Source organism: Actinomadura sp. 9N407 (assembly GCF_044326315.1).
Taxonomy (GTDB): domain Bacteria; phylum Actinomycetota; class Actinomycetes; order Streptosporangiales; family Streptosporangiaceae; genus Spirillospora.
Map to the genome: position 1 here is coordinate 275,243 of NZ_JBIRAW010000007.1, position 20,214 is coordinate 295,456.

Below are 20,214 nucleotides of genomic sequence, written 5' to 3' on the forward strand. Positions count from 1 at the left end.
CCGTCCCCGCATGCCGGATCGTCCACTGGGCCGCGCGACCGCGCGCCGTCTGCAGCGCTCCCCGGCAGAAGGTCTCGACCCCAAGGTGCTGCGGCGCTCCCGCCGGAGAGGCATGCGCGTCGCCAAGCCGAGGACCCGCCGTTCGGCGGTCCTGCTGATCCTCATGTCCCTGTTCCTGCTCAGCCCGATGTCCCCGGCGGTCGCTTCGATCCCGCTGCCCAGCGTGGGGGACGCCTGCCGGCCCGCGGACAGTCCGGCGCCCGAGGCGTACGGGACGGGCACCGACGGCATGATCAAGCCGCCCGACTATCCGAGCGAGAAGCTGCAGAAGACGCCGGTCGAGCAGCTCACCTACTACGACCGGTACGGGACGGCCGGGCAGCACTGGTACGCGGTCGACATGGGTTGCGCGGACGCGATGGCCATGATGGGCAACGCGCTCGCGAACACCACGTTCACGCTGGTACGGGCGATCGACCGGACGACGATCAGCGTCTATCAGGCCGCCGCGTCGGAGTCGCTGCTGGGCTGGCTCAAGGACACCGTCGACGGTGTCATCACCGATATCGGCAAGACGTTCAACGCGCGCTACTGGTCGTGGGTGGTCATCCTCGGCGCGATGTGGCTGGCCTGGTGGGGCCTGGTGCGCAAGCGGGCCAGCAAGGTCACCGAGGGCGTGATCTGGATGGTCGCGGCGATGGTGGCGCTGATCTGGCTGGTGGCGCGGCCCGCCGACTTCACCACGCTGGGCACCAAGGTGTCGGAGGCGACCAGCGCCGCGTTCAACGCCGCGCTGCCGCAGAGCGATTCGAAGGGGACGTCCTGTATCCCTCCACCGGAGGGCCGGGCCGATCCGGTGAACGCGGCGAACGTGGACGCCACCACCCGTAACGCCAACGGGCTGTGGGTGGCGCTGGTCTGCAAGCCGTGGCTGATGGGGCAGTTCGGCACGACCGATCCGAACGCCAAGGTGGTCAAGGACAACGCCGACAAACTGCTGTGGTCGCAGGCGGTCGATCTGCCGGAGACGCACGGCGGCCAGAAGGTGGACCTGGCCAAGAAGGCCGACGCGTACAAGGCGGTGGCCGGCAACGTCAAGGAGGAGCACGCCGGGGTCTATCCGCTGTTCCAGGGCAAGAACTGGACCAGCCGGCTGGCGGTGGCCTTCGGCGGGCTGTTCGCCGCGCTGGTGGCGGGGCTGCTCATCCTGGTGATCGCGATCGCGCTGATCGTGGTGAAGATCGCCTTCCTGCTGCTGCTGGTGGCCGGGCCGATCTTCCTCGGCATCGGGATCCATCCCGGCATCGGCCGGGTGATCGCCATCCGGTGGCTTGAACTGCTGCTGTCGATGCTGCTGAAACAGGCGGCGCTGATCGGCGTGCTGTCGCTGCTGTTGTGGGCGTACGGGCTCATCCTCGGCGAGACGCTGCCGTGGGGCCTGCAGATCCTGCTGATCGCGCTGGTGACGGGTGCCGCGTTCATCTATCGCAAGCCGTTCCAGCATCTGTTCTCGGCGGTCGGCTACTCGGCGGTGGGCTCGCGCGAGAAGAGCGAGGCCCAGCTCGACAAGTCGGTCAGGGAGGCGCGCAAGAACACCACGGCGGTCGCGGGCGCGGTCGTGCCGGGGGCCTCGGGCTACCGGCTGGCGCGCTTCGGCAAGTCCGACGGTACGGGCGAGCCCGGCACGGCGGTCGCGGGCGGCGACGGCGTCACGGCGGGCGGCACGACGCTCGACCGGCGCAGCGGTGTCGCCGGGGCGGGCGAGGGCCCGTCGCCGGATGCCGCTCCGGTACTCGCGGCCAAGCCACGTGGTGGAGGCCTGGCGGCAGCGGCCCAGGAACGGTCGCGGCGCGGCGCGCCCCCGCTCAACCTTCCTTCGCGCGCCGGTGCGCTCGGTGACGCCCGTGCCGATGGCGGTGCGGCTGCGGCGGCCCGGCCCGGCGCGGCCGGTGGTGGTGGCGGCGGTACGAGCGGTGGCGGCGCGCTGGCAGGCGCGGCTGCCCGTGGCGGGTCCTCCGGTACCGGTGGCAAGGCCGCCGGTACGGGCGGGGGGACGGCACGTCCCACGTCGTGGGCGTCCCGTCCTGTCGGCGGCGGGGTCGCGAACGGTGGCGGCTCGTCCGGTACGGCCGGTTCAGGCGGTAGCGGTTCAGGCGGTAGCAGCTCCGGGGGTAGTGGCTCTGGCGGCGGCGCGTCCGGGGGCGGCAACGGCTCCGGGGGCGGCGGCTCGTCCGGGGGTGGCTGGTTCGGTGGGAGCGGGAGTGGCCGGTCGTCCGGTGGATCGTCCTCCTCGTCCGGCCGTGGACGTGGCCGGGCCGGCGGCGGCAGTGGCAACAGCGGCGGCGGCAATGGTGGTTCGGCGCCGTCCCGGGGACGGGGCGGTGGCGCTCCGGCCGGGGGCGGCAAGTCCGATCCGGCCTCGAACGTGCCGAAGCCTCGTACGGGCGCGTCCGGTGCGGCTCCGAGCGGAGGCGCCGGTGCGGGCGGGAGGCAGCAGCCTCCTCCGCTGTGGGGCCGCCGCGACGGGAGCCACGAGCCCCCGATCCCGTTCTGGCTGCGTCCCGCCGACGGTGATGCGGAGCGGGACGACTAGATGAACCTGACCGACCGCCAGCGCAAGCTCATGTTCGCCGGCCTGGTCGTGGTCCTGGCCGTCGTCGGCGTCTACCTGACCGTGGCCGCGCCCGACGACCAGGGCGACGGCGGCGCCGGGAGCACGCCGCCGACCGTGACGGCGGGTCCCACGGGGCCCGCGTCGCCGCCGCCGGGGATATCCGGTACGGTCACGGCCGGCGATTTCGACCTCTACCGCCTGCTGCCCTTCTCGCGGCAGGAGTTCGCCACGGCGGCCGATCTGGCCCAGCGGTTCACGGCCGCGTACGGGACGTACCGCTTCGACGAGGACCCCAAGGTCTACGGTGACCGGCTGGCCGGAATGGTCACCGAGCAGTTGCGCGGCGAACTGGAGCGCGGCGCGGCGGCGCCGGGGCTGCTGGAGGAACGCCGGCGGCAGCAGACGGTGGCGACGGGTACGGCCACGCTCGACCGGGTCCGCGACATCGAGGACAACTCGGTCATCTTCCTCGTCACCGGTAAGCAGCAGATCACCAAGGGGGGCAAGCAGGCGCAGGACAGCCGGCAGTACGCGGTCACGGTGGCGCGCGACGGCGGATCGCTGCGGGTGTACGCGTTCGCGCCGGCCGAGGCCGGTCAGGCCGGTGATACGGGATGAGCCGCCGCGGCCTGCTGCTCGCGGCGGCGCTGGGGTCGGCCGCGATGCTCTTCGTCGCGCTGATGTTCGTTCCGGTGCTGTTCGGTGCCAGCCAGTTCATGTTCGGTGGGGGAGGCGCGGGCTCGGCGTGCGTCGACACCTCGGAGGCCGGGGCGCAGCCCGCCGAGGCCCAGGACGCCGGTGCGATTCCCGCCGACTACCTGGCCCTCTACAAGAAGGCGGGCAAGGAGTACGGCATCCCCTGGAACGTGCTGGCCGGGATCGGCAAGGTCGAGACCAGCCACGGGACGTCCCGGCTTCCCGGCGTGCAGAGCGGCGAGAACTACGCGGGCGCCGGCGGGCCGATGCAGTTCCTGGAGGCCACGTTCAAGTCCTTCGCCGTCGACGGTGACAAGGACGGCGACAAGGACCGCTACGACCCCGACGACGCCATCCCGTCCGCGGCCCGCTACCTCAAGCACAACGGCGCTCCGGACCGGATGCGCACCGCCCTGTTCATGTACAACCACTCGTGGGACTACGTGAACCTCGTCCTCGACTGGGCCAAGCGCTATGTGGGCGGCGACTTCTCGGTCGTGCAGTCCAACGGCGTCGAGTGCGACGACAACCAGCTGCCCGCCAACGCCGACGAGCTCGTCCAGCGCATCATCGCCTTCGCCATGGCACAGCGCGGCAAGCGCTACGTCTTCGGCGCCAACGGCCCCGACGCCTGGGACTGCTCAAGCCTCCTGCAGGGCGCGTACCGTACGGTCGGGCTCAGCATCCCGCGGACCACCTTCGAGCAGTGGCCGTACGGCGTGAAGATCGACAAGGGCAAGGAGCAGCCCGGCGACCTGGTCTTCTTCAACTCGGGCCCGGGGACGTCATCGAACAACCCCGGCCATGTCGGCATGGTCATCGGCAAGGGCAAGATGATCGTGGCGAGCTGCTCGACCTGCTCGCCGAACATCGGGGTCAAGTCGTACAAGCGCTCGGACTGGATCGGCACGACCCGTCCGCTCGCCCGTCCGGACATGAAGCGCAAGGTCGCCGAGCTGGCCGCCCAGCCCCAGTCCGCCCCCTGAGACCGCAACCCAGCGGACGTGGGCGCCTGCCAGTGATCGACGGCAGCTCGGGCAGGGCGTCCGCGGCCGCACTTAATCCGATCGACAGTGCGGCCCAGCGTGGCATGCTGGCCGCGTGGAGCCCGTGATAACGATTCTGATCGCCGAAGAACTGCTGATGTTCCTGCCCGTCGCGCGGAGGCGCGAGCGGCAGGAGGTGGCCCACGACGGGACGTCGACGCTGGGGCACATCGTGGAGTCCCTGGGCGTGCCGCTGCCCGAGGCCGGCCGGCTGCTGGTGAACGGGACGCCGGTCGAGCCGGGCCACCAGCCCGCCGCGGGCGAGGAGGTACGGGTGGAGGCCGTGGCGCGGCCGCAGTCCGTACCGCTCGAACCCGGCCGGCTCGCGCCCCGGTTCCTGCTCGACGTGCACTTGGGCACGCTGGCCCGCCGGATGCGCCTGCTCGGCCTGGACACCGCCTACCACAACGACATGGACGACCCCGCGCTCGTCGTCCAGGCGAACGAGGAGGGCCGGGTGCTGCTGACGCAGGACCGCGGCCTGCTGCGCCGCCGGGCGCTGTGGTTCGGTGCGTACGTGCGCGGGTCCCGTCCCGACGATCAGCTGCGCGACCTGCTGGAACGCTTCGTTCCCGAGCTGCGGCCGTGGACCCGCTGCACCGCCTGCAACGGCGTGCTGGCCCCGGTCGACAAGGAGGAGGTCGAGCGGGAGCTGGCGGACGGGACGCGCCGCAGCTACGACGTGTACGGCCGCTGCGCCGACTGCGGCCAGGTCTACTGGCGCGGCGCGCACGGCGGTCATCTGGAACGGATCGTCGAGGACGCGGTCACGGTCGTCGCGGCCGGTTCCGCCCAGGGCGGCGACCGGCCTCAGGACTCGCCTCAGGACTCGCCTCAGGACTCGCCTCAGGACTCGGCTCACGGCTCGGCACGGAGCGCGGCCTCCTGAGCGCGGGCGGCGCCGTTCCGGCATGATGCCGGGCAGAGAGGGGCTGGTCACGATCAACGTAGTGGTGGGCGCGGCGATCATCGCCGGGGGACGGCTGCTGGCCGCGCAGCGGGCGGAGCCGCCCGCGCTGGCCGGTGGCTGGGAGTTCCCGGGCGGCAAGGTCGATCCGGGCGAGTCGGACGAGGACGCCCTGGTCCGCGAGTGTCACGAGGAGCTGGGCGTCAAGATCGCGCTGGACGTGCGGATCGGCGGCGACTGGCCGCTGAGCCTGGGCGGCGTGCTGCGGGTGTGGACCGCCCGGATCGTCGAGGGCGAAGCGCGCGCGCTGGAGCACCTCGCCCTGCGCTGGCTGGCCCCCGGGGAGCTGTACGACGTCGAGTGGCTCCCCGGTGACCTGCCCATCGTGGAGGCCGTCCAGCCGTATGTGAGCGGCTGAGCGCCCGCCGGCTCAGGAGATCCGGTTGGCGCCGGCGTAGTCGGAGCGGTCGGACATCTTTGAGATCTTCACCACATCGCCGGTCTGCGGAGCGTGCAGGTACTTGCCGTCGCTCAGGTAGATGCCCATGTGGTGCAGGCTGCCGCCGAAGTAGACGAGGTCGCCGGAGCGCAGCGCGCCCTTTCCGACCTTGCTGCCCTGCTCGTAGAGGGCACCGGTGTAGTGGGGCAGCCCGCCCTTGCCGACCTTGTCGTACGCCCAGACGACCAGTCCCGAGCAGTCGAAGCTGCTGGGGCCCGCGGCGGCCCACACGTACGGGCTGCCGATCTTGGTGAGCGCCTTGCGCGCCATCTTGGCGGGCAGGCCGGAACCCTTCACGGACGCGGTGAGCCCGGACTTGGGGTCCTTGACCTTTGTGGTGGTCAGCTTGTCCAGCCGGCGGGTGACCTCGCCGACCTTGGACTTGGCCGCCTGGCGGGCGGTCTCGGCCTGGGTGGCGGCCCGCTGGACCTGCGCGGTCTTGGCCTTTGCGGCGACCTGCGCCTGGTTCGCCTGGTCGATCTGCGCCTGGAGCCGGTTCACGGTCGCGGCCCGGCTCTGGGTCAGGTAGGCCGAGGCGGACAGTCCGTTGGTGTCGCCCGCCCCGTACAGCATGTCGTCGCCGCCGGCCATGTAGTTGGCGGCGGCGAGCCGTCCCAGCTCAGCGCGGGCGGGAGCGACCTGGGCCTCCAGCGTGGCGGCGGTCTGGGCGGCGGTCCGCTCGGCCTTCTGGGCCGCGCGCATGTCCACCCGGGTCTTGTTATACGCCTCGGTCAGCTTCTCGGCCTCGGTGTTGAGGGCGTCCAGCTGCTTGCGCAGCTCGCTCTCGGTCGGCTTCGGGGGATTGGCCGCGGCGGCCCGTACGGCCGTACCGGACGCGGGCGCGTGGGCCGGCTGTGTGGCGGCCTGGGCGGCGATGGGGGCGAAGGCGCCGATGGCGACGATCGTGGCAGCGGTGAGGGCGGGCACGGCGAAGCCGCGCCGTTCAGTGGCCGGTGTCAAACCGGTGAACTCCTCTCCTAAGCCGCCTACCGGGTTAGCTGACGGGTTCGGGCCAGGAGACGCCCTACGGCGCACACCGAATGTGCGCCGATTCACCCCAGGAGGCCTGGGTCCCCGGTTCCCCGTGGGGGATTCGGCGGTGTCCGGACGTCGTCCCGGGGGGCGGGACTGCGAACGACCGGATGTGGGGAGACTACAAACAACGGGCAAAGTTGGCCAAATAGCCATATTTGTGGCAGCTGTGACGGCCGTCCCGTCGGGGGGAGGCGTTCGGCCAAGTAGAATAAGGACGGTCGCACCTCTGCGGCGAACCCCACACTCTCACCCCAAGGCGAGACCGCATGCCCATCTCCACGCGAGACGACCTCCGGAACGTCGCCATCGTCGCCCACGTCGACCACGGGAAGACGACGCTCGTCGACGCCATGCTCTGGCAGTCCGGGGCGTTCCGCGAAAACCAGGACGTGGACGACCGCGTCATGGACTCCGGCGATCTGGAGCGTGAGAAGGGCATCACGATCCTGGCCAAGAACACCGCCGTCCGGCACGCCGGGATGACGATCAACATCATCGACACCCCCGGCCACGCCGACTTCGGTGGCGAGGTCGAGCGCGGGCTGTCCATGGTCGACGGCGTCGTCCTGCTGGTGGACGCCAGCGAGGGCCCGCTGCCGCAGACCCGGTTCGTGCTGCGCAAAGCGCTGACCGCCCGGCTGCCGGTGATCCTGGTCGTCAACAAGACCGACCGCCCGGACGCCCGGATCGACGAGGTCGTGGACGAGACGTACGAGCTCTTCATGGACCTCGAGGCCGAAGAGGAGCAGATCGACTTCCCGATCGTCTACGCCTCCGGCCGCGCCGGCCGCGCCTCGCTCGCCAAGCCCGGCAACGGCGAGATGCCCGACAGCGAGGACCTCGAGCCGCTGTTCGAGGTGATCAAGAACACCATCCCGGCCCCCGCGTACGACCCGGACGCCCCGCTCCAGGCGCACGTCACCAACCTGGACGCCTCCAGCTACCTGGGCCGGATCGCGCTGTGCCGGGTGCACTCGGGGATCATCAAGAAGGGCCAGCAGGTCGCCTGGTGCAAGCGGGACGGCACCATCGAGCGGGTCCGCATCAGCGAGCTGATGATGACCGAGGCGCTCACCCGCAAGCCCGCGGAGGCGGCCGGCCCCGGCGACATCATCGCGCTGGCCGGCATCCCGGAGATCACCATCGGCGAGACCCTCGCCGACCCCGACGACCCGCGCCCGCTGCCGCTGATCACCGTGGACGAGCCGGCCATCTCGATGACCGTGGGCACCAACACCAGCCCGCTGTCCGGCCGCGAGAAGGGCACCAAGGTCACCGCCCGGCTGGTCAAGGACCGGCTGGAGCGCGAACTGGTCGGCAACGTCTCGATCCGCGTGCTGCCCACCGAGCGCCCCGACACCTGGGAGGTGCAGGGCCGAGGCGAGCTCGCCCTCGCCATCCTGGTCGAGAACATGCGCCGCGAGGGCTACGAGCTGACCGTCGGCAAGCCGCAGGTCGTCGCCCGCGAGATCGACGGCAAGAAGCACGAGCCCGTCGAGCGCCTCACCATCGACATCCCCGAGGAGCACCTCGGCGCGGTCACCCAGCTCATGGCGGTCCGCAAGGGCCGGATGGAGCACATGACCAACCACGGCACCGGCTGGATCCGGATGGAGTTCCTGGTCCCGGCCCGCGGGCTGATCGGGTTCCGTACCGAGTTCCTCACCGAGACCCGCGGCACCGGCATGGCGCACCACGTCTTCGAGAGCTACGAGCCCTGGTTCGGCGAGCTGCGCACCCGGCCGTCCGGTTCCCTGGTCGCCGACCGCACCGGCGCCGCCACCGCGTACGCGATCACCAACCTGCAGGAGCGCGGCACCTTCTTCGTCGGCCCGACCACGCAGGTGTACCAGGGCATGATCGTCGGGGAGAACTCCCGCGCCGACGACATGGACGTGAACATCTGCAAGGAGAAGCAGAAGACCAACATCCGCTCCTCCACGGCCGAGACCACCGAGACGCTGACCCCGCCGCGCCTGCTGACGCTGGAGGAGGCCCTGGAGTTCGTCCGCGAGGACGAGTGCGTCGAGGTCACCCCGACCGCCGTACGGCTCCGCAAGGTCGTCCTGGACTCCAAGGAGCGCGAGCGCACCCGCGCCCGCGCCAAGCGAGCCGGCTAAGGGGCTTCCCGGGCTCTTGAGCCCTGGTGACGAATGCCTGATGGCGCAAGACTGAGGACGAACGACTGAGGGCCGCCCCGATCGGAGCGGCCCTCAGTCGTTCACTCACGCGTTCATTCGCTACTTCAGCTGTATGGTCCCGGTCACGTCGGCGGCCAGGCGGAGCTGGTCGCCGTCGCGGAGGGGGGCCTCCACACCGCGCGGGAGGCGCTCGCCGTTGACGAACGTCCCGTTGGTGGAACCCTCGTCCCGGACCCAGGCCGTACCGGACGGGTCCAGCCACACGGTCGAGTGGCGCCGTGACACGTTGTCGTACTGCGTGAACGAGCCCGCCACCGGCGACTGGCCGGCGTCGCGGCCCAGCACCAGGTGCTGGCCGACCGAGACCTTGAGCTCGCCCGAGGGGAACTGCATCCGCAGTACGGGCGTGCCCTGCTGCGGCAGGGGCCGCAGGCAGGAGTCGCACTGCGCGGCGCCCGGGTTGGACAGCACCGCCTCGCAGTAGGGGCACATGAACGCCGTGTCGCCGCCCGGACGGGGCGGCCCCTGCTGCTGGTCCTGCGGCAGCAGCGTCGCCTCGCGCCCGTGCGGCGGAGGCTGGAGGCCTCCTTGCTGAGGTGACTGGTGCTGCGGGGCCTGGTGCTGCGGTGACTGGTGCTGCGGGGACGGCGCGTACGGGTCGGCCGGGGCATGCTGGCCGCCCTGCTGCTGGGGCGGGCCCCACTGGTCAGGTGAAGGCGGCTGGGGAGCGCCCCACTGGTCCTGTTGCGGCTGACCGTGCTGGCCGCCCTGATGCTGCTGGGGCGCCGCCTGGTGCTGGCCGCCCTGCTGTCCCTGCTGCTGCGGGGGCGGACCCCACTGGTCGGGGGACGGCGGCGGGGGAGCACCCCACTGGTTCTGGTCCTGAGGCGGCTGGCCCTGGCCCTGCTGCTGTCCTTGCTGACCCTGCTGGGGCGCGCCCCACGGGTCGTTCGGGACAGGGGGCGGGCCCTGCTGCTGAGGCTCGCCGTACTGCGGCTGGGGCGGGCCGTACTGCTCGTGCTGGCCGCCCTGCTGAGGCTGCGGCGGACCGGGAACGGGCTGCCCAGGCTGCTGCGGGCTCTGCTGCTGCGGCTGGCCCTGCTGCTGGCCCTTCTGGTAGGGGGAGTTGCCGAACTGGGCGTCGCCGCCACCGTACGGGGACTCCCCATAAGGCGGTTGCTGCTGGCCCTGCGGCTGGTGCTGGCCCTGCTGGTGAGGGGCCGGCGGCTGGTGCTGCGGGCTCTGGCCGTAGGGGTCCTGCCCCTGCCCCTGGCCCTGACCCGGCGCCTGGCCTTGGCCCTGGCCGTACGGGTCCTGCCCATAGGGCTGCTGCCCGTACCCCTGCTGGGGGCCGGGAGGCGGTGGAATCCGCGGGGGCTGCTGGTCGTCGTACGCCGGACCCTGCCGGCGGCCGCCCCCGGCGCGCGCGAGATTGGCCCCACAGCTCAGGCAGAGCAGATCGCCCTGCTGGAAAGGCTCATCACAGACCGGGCAATTCAAGGTCGCCATGACACATCCCCCGCTCGTACCCCAGCGCGCTCCAGCGTTGACCTGAGGTGATCCATGTCACCTCTCCGCGGGATCCCGATGTAGTACACCCGCCTTCCCTCCGGCCCTTCGTCCACGGACACCTGGACTCGGGGCCCTGCATCCTGTTCTTCGTTGATCCGGCCGACGCCGTTCAGGGCTCCGTACCGTGCTTCCCCCAGCGGGGACAGCGGTACGACGCGCTGGTTGGCCGACCCCCTCCAGAGTAGAGAGCCACTCTGGGCGTGTCGCCCCCCCGGGTTCTGCCGATCGACGTACGGCCCGGTGATGACGGCGTCACACGACTCCAGGATCTCGCGCGCCTCGGCGGAGCGCGAGAGCCGGGAATAGGCATATCCGCTGTAGACCATTATGTCCAATGGAATCGTCTCATGGTGTGACTCGTCCCGCCACCTGCGGATACCACCGACGAGCGCCGCCAGCGCCGCGGGCTGCTGGAACGGTTCGCCGCCGGAGATCGTCACGCCCTCCACCGGCCCGGGCAGGCTGGCCAGCCATCCGAGCACGGTTTCGACCGGTACCTCCTTGGCCGGATCCGCGTCCCAGGTGTCGCGGGACAGGCAGCCGTCGCAGGCCAGCGTGCAGCCCTGTGTCCAGATGCCCGCGCGGATCCCGGGGCCGAGAGTGGTCACCGGATAGTGGGCCTTGGCGAGCAGCAGCCCGGTCACTGCAGGTCCAGATGAACGATGCCGCCCTCGCGCCGGATGCCGGTCACGGTGATCCGGTCGTCCGGTACGAGCTCGCGGTCGAACATCGCGCGGGCCAGCGGGTTCACGAAGCACGACTCCAGCGCCATCCCGATGCCCCGGCCGCCCTTGTCCAGCTCGGTCGTGCACCATTCACGCAGCGTGCCGAGGGCCTCGCCCTTGACCGCCAGGCCGAGCCGGTGCTCCTCGGTGACCCGGCGGCAGATGTTGGCGAACTGCAGATCGAAGATCTTGTTGGCCGCCTCGGCGCCGATGAAGTCGAAGACCACGATGTTGTCGCCGAACCGGTTGAGCAGCTCGGGCCGGTTGAGCACCTCGTTGAAGTGGCCGGCCACCGCCCCCTTGATCCGGTGCTCGACCTCCTCGTACGTCATCCCGGGCGTGATGTTCTGGATCCGCGGCGCGGGCGGCGAGGCCACGTCGGAACGGGCCGTGATGTCGCGGCCCTGCACGTACATCCCCAGGTTCGAGGTGAAGATCAGGATCGACTCGGAGAAGTGCACGGTGTTGCCCCGGCCGTCGGTCAGCCGGCCGTCCTCCAGGATCTGGAGGAACTTGTCCAGGATCCGCGGATGGGCCTTCTCGATCTCGTCGAACAGCATCACCCGGAACGGGTCCTCGCGCACCGCGTTGGTCAGCTCGCCGCCCGCCTCGTGCCCCACGTACCCGGGCGGGGACCCGATCAGCCGGTCGCCGGACCCCTCGCCGGAGAACTCGCTCATGTCGAACCGCAGGTAGGCCGACTCGTCGCCGAACACCAGCTCGGTGATCGCCTTGGCCAGCTCGGTCTTGCCGGTGCCGGTCGGCCCGGCGAAGAACAGCACGCCGCGCGGCCGGCTGCCGGACCGGGTCGCCTGCGCGCCCGACAGCCCCAGCACCGCCCGCTTGAGGATGTCGAGGGTCTTGGTCACCGCCTGCGGCTGCCCGATCACCCGTTCGGGGACCTTGCGCTCGCCCTCCAGCACCCGCCGCCGCAGATGGCCGCGGCTCCACGGGTTGTCGAGCACGCCCAGCTTGTACGTGCGCACCGCGTCCGGCAGATCGGCCAGATCGACGTTGCGCTCCTTGGCCAGCCGGGTCACCTCGATCATCGACTGCAGGGTGAGCCCGTCGGCCTGCTCGGCGAACGCGTCGCACGCCGCCGCCGCGATCTCGTCGCCGCCCACGTCGCTCACCCCGAACGCGCGGGCCAGCAGCCGGGCCGTCTCCTGCCGGTCGCCCAGATGCGGCCGCGGGATGGTGATCTCCCGGATCGTCTCGTTGTCGGCGGTCAGCCAGGGCGGCAGGTCGCCGGGCCGCTCGACCAGCCAGATGATCGGGTTGTAGAGCGGCTTGGGCCGAGCCCCGACCACGCGTACGGGACGCGCGGACCGCGACAGCTTGGCGCAGAAGCGGAAGAAGTCCCGCTCGGCCGGCTCCAGGTCCGTCGGCGTACGGGCGATCCTGGACGCCGAGTCGATCACGAACGCGGCGCGCAGGTTGTCCGACGGCCGCGCGACCGAGGCCAGATGGCCGGTCAGCGCCTCCAGCGACGGCTTGCCGTCCTTGCGCTTGCCCAGCAGCCGGTCGGCCGCCCGCCCGGCCTCCTCGGAGATCTCGTCCCCGGTGTCGGGATGGACCTGCAACCCGTCCACCGGGTCGTACACCACCATGCAGGAGGACCCGCTGGAACGCAGCGACTCCCACAGCAGATCGCGCAGCGTGAGCAGCCGCGCCGGCCCGGCCCCGTCCAGAGGCGGCGCCAGGAAGCTGTCGTACAGGTTGCCCGACAGCACGTACTGCGAATGCACCGAGAGCGTCGCGTCCAGCTCCCGGATGAAGGGGGGCCATCCGGGCAGGCGCCCCCCAAGAGTCGGCGACTCGATACTCACTTCTCACGCTCCCGGCTGCGCTCGCGTTGGGCGGATCGCGTCCCAGTCTGCCGTGCCCCGTCCGAGACCGGCAGTTCGCGGACCCCCGGGGCGAGCCGCCAGGTGACCTCGGAACGGACTCCGGCCTCGCCCAGCCGCTCCCTGGCGGCCTCGAACGCCTCGCACCACTCCCGCTCGCGCTCGACGTCCAGCCGCCGGTCGTCCTCGCTGCGCGCGGGCGCCGTCCGTACCATCGCGGCCCTGACCTGCGCTGCGTCATCGACCCGCAGCCGGACGCTGTGGTCGGGCCACGATCCGCGCGACAGCACGACCGCGCCTTCCTCGCCCGCGGTCAGGGTCTCGAAGCCGTCCTGTACCTCGTACCCCATCTCCTCGAACGCGGAGGTGATGGAGCCCAGCACGTACTGCCGCTCGGCCTCGGCCTGCTCGGCGGCGTCGCGCTCGGCGGCCCGCCGCCGTTCCCGCGCGCGCAGCTCCTCGGTACGGCGGTTCGCCTCACCGACACGCAGCCGTACCTCGGTGATGACGCCCTCCGCCTCCTCGGGCGATCCGATGCCCGCCAGCAGCCGCGCGGCCTCCGCGACCGCCGTCCGGTCATCGGCGGTGGCGTCCGGCAGCAGGCGCGCCAGCACCCGTTCGAGCGTCCGGTACGTCTCGTTCGCGTACGTCTCGTTCTCTGTGGGCTCGGGTGCCGGCGCCCCCAGATCGGCGCGCAGCCCCTCCGCCCCTCCCGGAACGGCGAAGATCTCGGCCGCGACCTGGGCCGCCAGCCGCTCCGACAGCCGCCGTTCGGCGCCGTCCAGAGCCTGGTCGGTCGCCGCGCACCAGGCCGTCAGCTCCTCGATCGGCTGCTCCTCGGGCCGCAGCGGCTCCGGCAGCGCGACCTCGGCATCCAGCTTCTCGCGGGTCTCGGCCAGCGCCTCGATGCGGGCATTGCGCTCCAGGACCTGGCGCAGCGCCTGGTCGTACGACTCGGCCTCGGCCAGTGCCGCCGCCCGAGCCTCGGCCCGGCCCGCCGCCAGCGCGGCCAGCGCCTCGGCGCCCCGTCCGGCCAGCCCCGCCGTCCGCCCGAGCACGCGGTTCATCCCCAGGCTGAGGACGACCGCCGCGTCCAGCGCGATATCGGCCTCGACTCCGCTGCTCATGCCACCCCTGTCAAGCCCATGCCACCCCTGCTCAAGCCCGTGCCACCCCTGTCAACTGAGAGCCTTCCGCTCCGCGTCCCCGTGCGTCTGCCGCCAGCGATGCAGCCGCATGCCCGCGGCCACCGCGTGCGCGGCCGCGCCGGCCACCATCACCAGCACCCACAGCGGGGTCGCGAACGGGCTGATCGCCCCCATCAGCAGCAGGATGAGCAACAGCGGCACCGTACCGGCCAGCAACAGCAGGCCGCAGCCACGCCGGCCGGTCCGCTGGGCCGCCCCGGACATCGTCTGCGATGCCTTGGCCAGCCCGCGGCCACCCGCGCCCAAGAAGCGTGACAGCGACGACCACGGCCCGTACTGCAGATAGTCCCGCCCCTGCGCGCGCGCCAGCATCACCTCGCTGCCGCACTGAACCGCCCAAGCCAGCAAGGAGAACACCACCAGGGCCCCGAACGGCACACCGGACGACCCCTGGAAGCCCCCTTGCGAGACGATCCCGTCCTCGTCCTCGCCCCCCAGCACGACCCCGAGGACCCAGCTCCCCAGCAACCAGGGCAGGACCAGCGGAAGCGACCACGCCACCGCCCGGCCCATCGCGGCCTTCTGCCCGGCCAGCCGCAGCCGCTCCCGTTCCGCCCACCGGCCCTTCAGCTCGCCGGAACGCTGCTCGGCCGCACGCCGCTCCCGTACCCGGGCCTCGACCTCCAGCGCCGCCTCCGGAGCCGCCCTCGCCACGGCGAGCAGCCGCAGCGGATCGTCGCCCGCCCCGTCCGCCATCCAGTCGAACCAGGCGACCGGCTCCGGTACGGACGCCCGCGCCCGCCCGGCCGCCGCCGCGATCCGCTCCTGCATCTCGCCCGGCCGGGCCGCGAGGGCCAGCAGCGTCAGCAGCACGGCGGAATCGTCGTTCAGCCGCGTCGACGGCGTCTGGCTCCGCAGCCACCCGGCCAGCTCGTTCCACGCCCCCACATGGGCCCGCCAGCGGTCATCGATCGACGCCAGCTCACGCCCGCCCTCGAAGCCCGCCAGAACCCTCAGCAGATGCCGGTCCCAAAGCTCCTGGCCCACCAGGCACGCCATCCGGTGATCGGAATGCAGGGGATCACCGGCCGCCTGGGCGAGCCGCGGCAGATCCTCCGCCGCCAGCCGCCACCCCAGATAGTGCGGCGGCAGTCCCGGATCGAGCCACCGCACCAGATGCAGCAGCTTCACGTCGGGCGGCAGATCCGTCGTGAGATACCCGTCGATCAACCCGATCCGGCTGTCGTCGGGCAGCCCGTTGAGCCACTCCCGCAGCGAGCGCCACGCCTCCCCTGCCTCGCCCCTGCCAAAGAAGTAAGAGGCGGCGAAATCCCACTTGCCCACCAGCGCGCGCGCCAGCTCGCCCCGCTCGTCGTAACGCCGCCCATCGAAAGGAACACCCACACCCTGAGGCGTCTCATCGACGACCTCCGGCACCTCGCCCCGCAACCACAGGGCGACCTGCTCCCCGCCCCACCGCTTGCGCGGATCCCGTACGAGCAGCCCCCGGCACAGCAACCGCAGCCGCGGATCGTCCACATCATCGGCGGGCACCGCCCGCGTGGCCAGGTGATCGACGACCGCCGTCTCGCTCAGCCCCAGGAACGGCGCCCGCCCGGTCACCAGCTCCCGGACGATCATCCCGAGCGACCACCAGTCGCGCGCCGGCGACACCTGCCCCGACAGCGACTCCGGCGCCGCGTACGCCAGCGTCCGCGACGACGACGCGAACACCATGCTCTGATCGAGGACCTTGCTCAACCCGAAGTCCGCGATCGCCAGCCGCAGCGGATCGGCCCCGAGCACCAGCACGTTCTCCGGCTTCAGATCGCGATGCACGATCCCCACCCCGTGCAGGGCGCGCACCCCGCCCGCCAGCTGCTCCACGACCTTCCGGATCGCCGCCTCCGGCAGCGGGCCGCCCATCAGCGCCCGCAGATTCCCGTCCGGCGCGTACTCCGAGACCTCATAATCGCGGCCCTCGGCCTGCCCGGTCTCCAGGATCCGCACCACATGCGGCGTATCCAGCACCGGCAGCTTCGCCCAGACCTCCCGGTCGGCGTGGTAACCCCGCCGGAACAGCTTCACCACGAACTCGCCGCGCGCGTCCCGTACGAGCAGCAGATCCGACTCGGCCCCCTGCACCGGGAGCTCCGCCACGACCTCGAACCTCCGCGCCAGCTCCTCGGGCAGCCGCAGCAACGGCCCCCCGGCCGTCCCACCGTCCCGCCGAGTCTCCCCAGGCCGCGGCCCCGGAACGGCAGGATCGCGATGGGTCACCCCTGGATCCCGCCGTGTCGCACGCGGCCGAGCCCCGTCTCCCGGCTCCTCGAAGTCGCCCACTTACGTTGCCCCGTCTATGTCACGCGCGCCTCCACGCGAGCCTAACGCGCCCCCTCAGATCTTGTCCTTGATCACCCGCAGATGCTCCGCCGCCTTGAACCGCACCACCACGGCCTCCATGAAGATCCGCACCATGAGCAGCTCGAACACCCAGATGAACGGGGCCGCGAAGATGATGAGCAGGCCGAGTAGCCACCCGTCGCGCAACTGCGCGACCCAGATGCCGATCGCCACCACCATCAGCGCGGACAGGCTGATGAGCATCAGCGACAGGATGTAGAACAGCTTGATCAGCTTCGGTGTGACCAGGTAGTTGAAGTTGGCGTCGAACAACGCCCCCAGCAACCCCTTGTCCGTCCGCTCCGGCGGCACCCACTCCCGCTGTTGAGGCTGACCCTGCGGCGGCGTTCCCACCTGCTGCTGCGGTCCCGTTCCCGGCCCTTGGTACCGCGGCCCGGGCACCGGCCCGGTGTTCTGCGGAGGCGGGCCGTAGGGCCCGGGCGCCTGTCGATGGGGCTGGTCCGAAGGGTTCGTCATCGCCGACTCCCGACTAGAACGAGGCTGCTGTCCCGACTCTAGAGCGTGCCGTCTTCCCGTACGCTCCGCACGCGCGGCGGCGTCCCGCCATCAGAGCCACGGGATCGTGTCGGGACGGCGATACCAGCGCTCGCTTAGCTGCGCACCCTCTCGCAGGGCCTTCGTGTAAGGGCGTAGCGCCGCGCCGTCGTCGGGCACAGTCCGTACCAGGAATCGCCGGTCGAGATGGGCGAGGAGTTCCGTGAGGAGGCCTGTGGCCAGCACGGGACGGGATTCCAGGACGTCGTCGATCCGGTCCCTCGACTCGAGATCATTGATGTATTCGTCCACGACGTAGCGGCCGTCGGGCGCCCAGTCGTTCTCCATCAGCGTCACGAGGCGTTCCCAGAACAGGAACCTGGACCGGACGGAGTAGATCGGCCCATCGAGTCGTTGCGCCGTCGCGGCGGGCAGCCGCGAGCGTTCCAGCGCCAGCCGCTCCTCGTCCACGGTGGCCACCGTGGCGAGTTGTGCCGCGGTGAGCCGTTCCCAGGTGGAGTCCGTCGCCGGTGTGCCCGCCATGCCGGTGCGCCCCCATCACTCGTTGATCTGGTCCAGGAAGTACTGGTAACCACGGTCGGGCTGCATGAAGGTCCCGTCGTTCCCCTCACGGATGACCATTGTCCCGGTGTTCGAGTCCCACCACGCCCAGCGAGGCGTGCCCGATGGCGACGGCCGCATCTTGATGCCCGGTGTGCCGCGCATGATGCCTTCCAGATATTCGGCCAGTTCCTCGTCCGGTACCCCCGGGATGCTGCGGTGATTGGCGTGCAGGGCGAGCTTGTCCGCGATCAGGTCCACGTCGCCGGCCTGGCTCGCCGGGTCCGGCTGGCCCTTGCCCGGGGCGGTGGGGGAGGCCGACGGGCTGGCGGACGGTTCCGGGCCATCGGCGTCGCAGCTCTCACCCGGCGGGTCCACCGGGTCGTTGTGGACGAGCACGCCCCGATCGGCGGCGACGACGTGGTACGTGTGCGGGCCGGCGACGGTGAGGTTGTGTACGCGCTGACGCCGGACCCGCTCGTGCGTGGCGACGACCATCGCCTCGCGGCCGCCGGGGGTGGCGAGCCGGTCGCCGAACACCAGGGCGCCGGACCTGATCCAGTCGCCGGTGCCACTCACCCAGAACGGGTGCTCCGCGGTGGCGGTGACCACCGTCGTGGGTCCGCCGACCTGGCCGTCCAGGTCGATGGTGAGATCGACCAGCCGGGTGAGACCGGTACCTGTGATCAGGGCGGTGACCGGTTGCGGGCCGTCCCGCCCGGTGCGCGGATCGGTCGCCCAGACCGAGTCGCCCACCTGGACGTCCTCGATGGGTCTTCGTGATCCGTCGGCCATCAGCACCCGGGTGCCGGGCACGAAGCTGTTGCGCTTCTTCTCGCACGCCTCGAGTGCGTCGTCGAGGCGGTCCTTGGCGTCCTTGCGGGCCTTGCGGGCCTTGTCCAGGCGGCGTTTGAGGTCCAGGAACCGGTCGATCAGTTTGATGACCTTGGGGATCGACTTGAGCAGCTTGCCGATCTTGCCCCAGGGGACCAGGCCGACCAGCGCCCACAGGCAGTCGACCAGGTTCGGTTCCTCGACACAGGCGATGATGTCGCCGGCCAGGAAGTCCAGTCCGATCTTGCCGATCTCGGCCAGCAGATCGAACTCGTCCCACTCGCCCTCGACGTCCTGCGCCTCCTGCTCGGCCGCCGCCAGCGCCTCCCTGGCCTCCCGCAACTCCCGCTCCTCAGGAGACTCCGACGCCGAAGCACTGGGCGAAGGACTCCTGGACGGCGAGGTGGACATGGAAGGGGAAGGGGAAGGGGAAGGGCTCGCGCCGGGCCCACCTGGGCCGCCGTCTCCGCAGTCCTCGCCCCCGCCGACCATGCAGACACCCGCGCGGATCTTGGCCACGACCTGCTCGGGGACCGCGACCACCGTCACAGCCGCGGCGACCGCCGTGATCAGCAGGATCACCGCAAGGTACGAGGAAGCTCCCTCTCCCCGCTCCCCGAGTCGCCTGAGCACGCCGCCCACGCTCCTGTTCCCCGTTCATGCCCCGGTTAGAGAGCTAACAATGGGAATCCTCGGACGTGCACGGGTCCCAGGGCCCAATCGAGGCCCAAAAACGGCGGGCGCACCGCTTCGTCCGCGCTTGTCCCTTTAGGCTTCGGCGGCATGAGGTGTCTTTCGGTGGCCGTCGCGATCGCGTTGAGCCTTGCCGTGACGGCGGCGTGCACCGGGGAGACCGGCCCGGAGAAGCCGCCCAAGGCGGTCCGGACGACGCCGCAGCCGGTCCCCGCCGCGCGGCTCGCCGCCGTCACCCTTCCCGGAGAGCCGGCCGCTCTGGTCGAGGTGATCACGCGCCAGGTCCGGGCGTCCGGCAGTGTACGGGCCGAGCACGCGACGACGAGCGCCGAGGGGAACAAGCGGATCGAGGAGAAGATCACCGCTCAGCTGCGGACCGGACTGACGCCCCCGAGCGCCCAGTTGACGATCGTGGATCGGGATCCGGCCGATCCGAGCACCACGGAGGCCGTGCTGCTCAACGGCGTGATCTACACCCGGGTGGACGGCGAGGAGCAGGCCCCCGGAAAGCCCTGGGTCCAACTGACCCGGCAGGACGCGAAGAATCCCGAGCTCGCTCCGTTCGCCAAGCTGCTGACCGGTCTCATCGACCAGGTCGAGAACGCCCTTTCGCAGATGTCCACCGACACCGGCCTGGCGCTGGTGCGGAACGGCACCTTCAAGGGGGAACCGGCGAAGGAGACGCTCGACGGCGTTCAGGTGCAACGTTATTCGGGCGCGACTCCGGCCAATAAACTCGCCGGGAAGGACCCAGCGTTCGCGGCTCTTTCCAAAACCGGCCTCAAAGAGGTTGGATGGGTGTTGTGGGTAGACGATAAAGGGCTCCCTCGCAAGTTCCAGGTCGACCATGTGACTCCGGATGAACTGCGGGGATCGCAGACGATCACCTATGCGCGATGGGGCGAACCCGTCCTCATCGAGGCCCCGCCCGCGAACCAGATTCACAAGGTCGGTGCATAATGGCATGCTGTGCGGGCGCATCGTCGGCATGTGCCGAC

At 71.2% G+C, this 20,214-nt stretch carries 17 protein-coding genes and 1 riboswitch; of the genes, 8 read left to right on the forward strand and 9 right to left on the reverse strand.

What is annotated here, in order from left to right:
- Nucleotides 1-10: 10 nt before the first annotated feature.
- The 5 genes from ACH34Q_RS13990 (at nt 11) to ACH34Q_RS14010 (ending at nt 5,681) form a co-directional block, all read left to right on the forward strand.
- The gene (locus tag ACH34Q_RS13990; protein WP_395983299.1) at nt 11-2,593 is read left to right on the forward strand and encodes a type IV secretion system protein; all 2,583 of its coding nucleotides are present in this window, start codon (nt 11-13) and stop codon (nt 2,591-2,593) included.
- Entirely contained in the window at nt 2,594-3,232 is a 639-nt protein-coding gene (locus ACH34Q_RS13995) for a hypothetical protein (RefSeq protein ID WP_395983300.1), read from the forward strand.
- On the forward strand, nt 3,229-4,296 hold the full coding sequence (locus ACH34Q_RS14000) for an NlpC/P60 family protein (protein ID WP_395983301.1): 1,068 nt from the start codon (nt 3,229-3,231) through the stop codon (nt 4,294-4,296). Before ACH34Q_RS13995 ends, ACH34Q_RS14000 begins: the two co-directional genes overlap by 4 nt.
- A gap of 124 nt (nt 4,297-4,420) precedes the next feature.
- Nucleotides 4,421-5,245, forward strand: a complete 825-nt coding sequence (locus tag ACH34Q_RS14005) for a Mut7-C RNAse domain-containing protein (RefSeq protein ID WP_395983373.1) — start codon at nt 4,421-4,423, stop codon at nt 5,243-5,245.
- A 22-nt stretch (nt 5,246-5,267) separates the two neighbouring features.
- Complete coding sequence (locus ACH34Q_RS14010; RefSeq protein ID WP_395983302.1) at nt 5,268-5,681, forward strand: (deoxy)nucleoside triphosphate pyrophosphohydrolase; 414 nt, start codon at nt 5,268-5,270, stop codon at nt 5,679-5,681.
- A 12-nt stretch (nt 5,682-5,693) separates the two neighbouring features.
- Here ACH34Q_RS14010 and ACH34Q_RS14015 read toward each other — a convergent pair whose 3' ends face one another.
- A complete protein-coding gene (locus ACH34Q_RS14015; protein ID WP_395983303.1) occupies nt 5,694-6,722 on the reverse strand; it encodes an NlpC/P60 family protein in 1,029 nt (342 codons plus the stop codon).
- Between the two features lie 7 nt (nt 6,723-6,729).
- Nucleotides 6,730-6,871: riboswitch (cyclic di-AMP (ydaO/yuaA leader) on the reverse strand.
- A 192-nt stretch (nt 6,872-7,063) separates the two neighbouring features.
- Between ACH34Q_RS14015 and typA the strand changes: the two genes are divergently transcribed.
- The gene (gene typA, locus ACH34Q_RS14020) at nt 7,064-8,917 is read left to right on the forward strand and encodes a translational GTPase TypA (RefSeq protein ID WP_395983305.1); all 1,854 of its coding nucleotides are present in this window, start codon (nt 7,064-7,066) and stop codon (nt 8,915-8,917) included.
- A gap of 120 nt (nt 8,918-9,037) precedes the next feature.
- Here typA and ACH34Q_RS14025 read toward each other — a convergent pair whose 3' ends face one another.
- Nucleotides 9,038-9,409, reverse strand: a complete 372-nt coding sequence (locus tag ACH34Q_RS14025; RefSeq protein WP_395983306.1) for an FHA domain-containing protein — start codon at nt 9,407-9,409, stop codon at nt 9,038-9,040.
- Between the two features lie 273 nt (nt 9,410-9,682).
- Between ACH34Q_RS14025 and ACH34Q_RS14030 the strand changes: the two genes are divergently transcribed.
- Nucleotides 9,683-10,498, forward strand: coding sequence for a hypothetical protein (locus ACH34Q_RS14030; RefSeq protein ID WP_395983307.1), 816 nt, complete (start codon nt 9,683-9,685; stop codon nt 10,496-10,498).
- Here the strand turns inward: ACH34Q_RS14030 and ACH34Q_RS14035 are convergent.
- From ACH34Q_RS14035 to ACH34Q_RS14065, 7 genes are all read right to left on the reverse strand, one after another.
- Entirely contained in the window at nt 10,435-11,154 is a 720-nt protein-coding gene (locus ACH34Q_RS14035) for a 4Fe-4S single cluster domain-containing protein (protein WP_395983308.1), read from the reverse strand. The two genes, ACH34Q_RS14030 and ACH34Q_RS14035, sit on opposite strands and share 64 nt — an antisense overlap.
- Nucleotides 11,151-13,064 carry an AAA family ATPase gene (locus ACH34Q_RS14040; protein ID WP_395983309.1) on the reverse strand — a complete coding sequence of 638 codons (1,914 nt, stop codon included), beginning with the start codon at nt 13,062-13,064 and terminating at the stop codon, nt 11,151-11,153. Before ACH34Q_RS14040 ends, ACH34Q_RS14035 begins: the two co-directional genes overlap by 4 nt.
- Entirely contained in the window at nt 13,061-14,209 is a 1,149-nt protein-coding gene (locus tag ACH34Q_RS14045) for a response regulator receiver protein (protein WP_395983310.1), read from the reverse strand. Before ACH34Q_RS14045 ends, ACH34Q_RS14040 begins: the two co-directional genes overlap by 4 nt.
- Before the next feature lie 51 nt (nt 14,210-14,260).
- Nucleotides 14,261-16,432, reverse strand: a complete 2,172-nt coding sequence (locus tag ACH34Q_RS14050) for a serine/threonine-protein kinase (RefSeq protein ID WP_395983311.1) — start codon at nt 16,430-16,432, stop codon at nt 14,261-14,263.
- A gap of 195 nt (nt 16,433-16,627) precedes the next feature.
- Entirely contained in the window at nt 16,628-17,110 is a 483-nt protein-coding gene (locus ACH34Q_RS14055) for a DUF4282 domain-containing protein (protein ID WP_395983312.1), read from the reverse strand.
- A gap of 90 nt (nt 17,111-17,200) precedes the next feature.
- Nucleotides 17,201-17,671, reverse strand: a complete 471-nt coding sequence (locus ACH34Q_RS14060) for a hypothetical protein (RefSeq protein ID WP_395983313.1) — start codon at nt 17,669-17,671, stop codon at nt 17,201-17,203.
- 15 nt (nt 17,672-17,686) lie between these two features.
- Nucleotides 17,687-19,105 (reverse strand): polymorphic toxin-type HINT domain-containing protein, encoded by a 1,419-nt coding sequence (locus tag ACH34Q_RS14065; protein ID WP_395983314.1) that lies wholly within the window; start codon nt 19,103-19,105, stop codon nt 17,687-17,689.
- Nucleotides 19,106-19,321: 216 nt separating this feature from the next.
- Here ACH34Q_RS14065 and ACH34Q_RS14070 point away from each other — a divergent pair, with 216 nt between their 5' ends.
- Nucleotides 19,322-20,176 (forward strand): hypothetical protein, encoded by an 855-nt coding sequence (locus tag ACH34Q_RS14070; protein WP_395983315.1) that lies wholly within the window; start codon nt 19,322-19,324, stop codon nt 20,174-20,176.
- Nucleotides 20,177-20,214 lie beyond the last annotated feature (38 nt).